2 tRNA genes and 2 rRNA genes (1 of these 4 only partly in view) are annotated in these 3382 nt (G+C 53.6%); all 4 read right to left on the bottom strand.

What is annotated here, in order from left to right:
- Window positions 1–2: 2 nt before the first annotated feature.
- A tRNA-Met gene (locus tag D1604_RS14900) sits at window positions 3–76 on the bottom strand.
- Window positions 77–133: 57 nt separating this feature from the next.
- Window positions 134–248 (bottom strand): 5S ribosomal RNA (rrf, locus tag D1604_RS14895).
- 76 nt (window positions 249–324) lie between these two features.
- A 23S ribosomal RNA gene (locus D1604_RS14890) occupies window positions 325–3105 on the bottom strand.
- A gap of 260 nt (window positions 3106–3365) precedes the next feature.
- Window positions 3366–3382 (bottom strand) — tRNA-Ala (locus D1604_RS14885) (it continues 59 nt past the right edge of the window).

The following is a 3382-nucleotide window of genomic DNA, read 5'->3' as shown; positions in this document are numbered from 1 at the left end:
GGGTGCGGGAGCAGGATTTGAACCTGCGACCTTCAGGTTATGAGCCTGACGAGCTACCGGGCTGCTCCATCCCGCGGCAAGGCGGTGAGTAAAGGAAGAAGGGTTCGAGATATCATTCATGTGTGTCGGGTAGACCCGGCGACGACCTACTCTCCCGCGCCTTAAGACGAAGTACCATCGGCTCTGGAGGGCTTAACGACCGAGTTCGGAATGGGATCGGGTGGGGAACCTCCGACAGAGCCACCGGGTCAACCCGACACACATGAATGAGAAGATATTGTCTTTGATTTCGGCAAGTAAAAACCGAATGAGTTTTGCTGAGAAACGATCAAGCCGATCGGATTATTAGTACCAGTAAGCTTCACACGTCACCGCGCTTCCACACCTGGCCTATCAACGTGGTAGTCTTCCACGATCCTCAGCGAAGCCTTGTTTTGAGGTTAGTTTCCCGCTTAGATGCTTTCAGCGGTTATCTATTCCATACTTAGCTACCCTGCTGCACGGCTGGCGCCATGACAGGTCCACCAGAGGTATGTCCATCCCGGTCCTCTCGTACTAGGGACAGATCCTCTCAAGCTTCGAACACCCACGGCAGATAGGGACCAAACTGTCTCACGACGTTCTGAACCCAGCTCACGTACCACTTTAAACGGCGAACAGCCGTACCCTTGGGACCTGCTCCAGCCCCAGGATGTGATGAGCCGACATCGAGGTGCCAAACTTTGCCGTCGATATGGACTCTTGGGCAAAATCAGCCTGTTATCCCTAGAGTACCTTTTATCCGTTGAGCGATGGCCCTTCCACGCGGGACCACCGGATCACTATGGCCGACTTTCGTCTCTGCTCGACTTGTCAGTCTCGCAGTCAGGCTAGCTTATGCCATTGCACTCGACGACCGATTTCCGACCGGTCTGAGCTAACCATCGCGCGCCTCCGTTACACTTTGGGAGGCGACCGCCCCAGTCAAACTACCCACCACGCCATGTCCCGGGACCGGATAACGGCCCTCGGTTAGACGTCAACGACAGTAAGGGTGGTATTTCAAGGATGGCTCCACCAGAGCTGGCGCCCCGGTTTCATAGCCTCCCACCTATCCTACACATACGGTCGCTAACGCCAAGGCGAAGCTATAGTAAAGGTTCATAGGGTCTTTCCGTCTGACCGCGGGAACCCCGCATCTTCACGGGGAATTCAATTTCACTGAGCCTGTGCTGGAGACAGTGGGGAAGTCGTTACGCCATTCGTGCAGGTCGGAACTTACCCGACAAGGAATTTCGCTACCTTAGGACCGTTATAGTTACGGCCGCCGTTTACCTGGGCTTCAGTTCGGAGCTTTCACTCCTCCCTTTAACCTTCAGGCACCGGGCAGGCGTCAGACCCTATACGTCGCATTGATGCTTCGCAGAGCCCTATGTTTTTGCTAAACAGTCGCTACCCCCTGGCTTGTGCCACTCAGTCCTGGTTGCCCAGGGTGAGTCACGCTTATTCCGAAGTTACGCGTGCAATTTGCCGAGTTCCTTCAGCACAGTTCTCTCAAGCGCCTTGGTATACTCTACCTGACCACCTGTGTCGGTTTCGGGTACGGTCTCTGCTGGAGTTATTTCCAGGGACAACGCCACCGCCGGGAACAATCCAATAAGCCCCGACGACTTATGCCATCCGTCACTTCCAGCTGGTGCAGGAATATTTACCTGCTTCCCATCGACTACGCTTTTCAGCCTCGCCTTAGGGGCCGACTAACCCTGCGCAGATTAGCTTTACGCAGGAACCCTTGGTCTTTCGGCGACAGTGTTTCTCACACTGTTTATCGTTACTCATGTCAGCATTCTCACTTCCGATACCTCCAGCCAACCTCACGGTTGACCTTCACAGGCTTACGGAACGCTCCGCTACCGCTTGCAGTAAACTGCAAACCCATATCTTCGGCGCATGGCTTTAGCCCCGTTACATTTTCCGCGCAGGATCGCTTGATCAGTGAGCTGTTACGCTTTCTTTAAAGGATGGCTGCTTCTAAGCCAACCTCCTGATTGTCAAAGCAATCCCACATCGTTTCCCACTTAGCCATGACTTGGGGGCCTTAGATGATGGTTAGGGTTGTTTCCCTTTTCACGACGGACGTTAGCACCCGCCGTGTGTCTGCCCGATAGTACTCTTGGGTATTCGGAGTTTGGTTAGTATTGGTACCGCTCGCGCAGCCCGCAACCATCCAGTGCTCTACCCCCCAAGGTATTCGTCGGACGCTCTACCTAAATAGATTTCGCGGAGAACCAGCTATGTCCAGGTTTGATTGGCCTTTCACCCCTATCCACAAGTCATCCCAGAATTTTTCAACATTCACGGGTTCGGACCTCCAGTAAGTGTTACCTTACCTTCATCCTGCTCATGGATAGATCACCTGGTTTCGGGTCGTCATACGTCGAACTTAGCGCCCTATTCAGACTCGCTTTCGCTGCGCCTACACCTAACGGCTTAAGCTTGCTCGACATATGAAGTCGCTGACCCATTATACAAAAGGTACGCCGTCACCGCGCTTGGCGGCTCCGACTGCTTGTAGGCTTCCGATTTCAGGATCTGTTTCACTCCCCTTGTCGGGGTGCTTTTCACCTTTCCCTCACGGTACTTGTTCACTATCGGTCGTAGAGGAGTACTTAGGCTTGGAGGGTGGTCCCCCCATGTTCAGACAGGATTTCACGTGTCCCGCCCTACTCGAGTCTCTTGCTGTTTGACGTCTACGGGGCTGTCACCCGCTATGGCCGGACTTTCCATTCCGTTCGACTTTATTTCACAAGAGCACTGGCCTGGTCCCGGTTCGCTCGCCACTACTACGGGAGTCTCGGTTGATGTCCTTTCCTCCGGGTACTGAGATGTTTCAGTTCCCCGGGTTCGCTCAATGAACCCTATGTATTCAGGTCATTGTACCTTTTAGCGATCCACCAATCGCTGCTCCGAAAAGCAGAGTTGGAAGACCGCAAAGGTGGGTTTCCCCATTCGGAAATAACCGGATCAAAGGGTGCTAGCGCCTCCCCGGTTCTTATCGCAGCTTGCCACGTCCTTCATCGCCTCTCTACGCCAAGGCATCCGTCAGAAGCCCTTCAACGCTTGATCGTTTCTCAGCAAAACTCATACGCAGGCTTATCCGGGGGATGGAAAGAGGTATCCGCCGGGCCTACGTCTGATTTTTACTTTGTCAGACAATATCTTCTCGAACCTGACCTGAAAGCTTATGAGGAGCCGGTCAAATTCTTCCTTTACAATGTCAATTGCAGCCAATCATGCGACTGGATGCAAACTTGTCAGATCGCGAGGACTTCTTGAAAGACTGCGCTCAAGCAGCCCAACGGGCGTTAGCGCACCAAAGAAGCACCTGGTGGAGCCTAACGGA

Source organism: Brevundimonas sp. LPMIX5 (assembly GCF_003576505.1).
Classification (GTDB): domain Bacteria; phylum Pseudomonadota; class Alphaproteobacteria; order Caulobacterales; family Caulobacteraceae; genus Brevundimonas; species Brevundimonas naejangsanensis.
The sequence above is the reverse complement of the archived record's forward strand: the minus strand, read 5'-3'. Positions and strand labels throughout refer to the sequence as shown.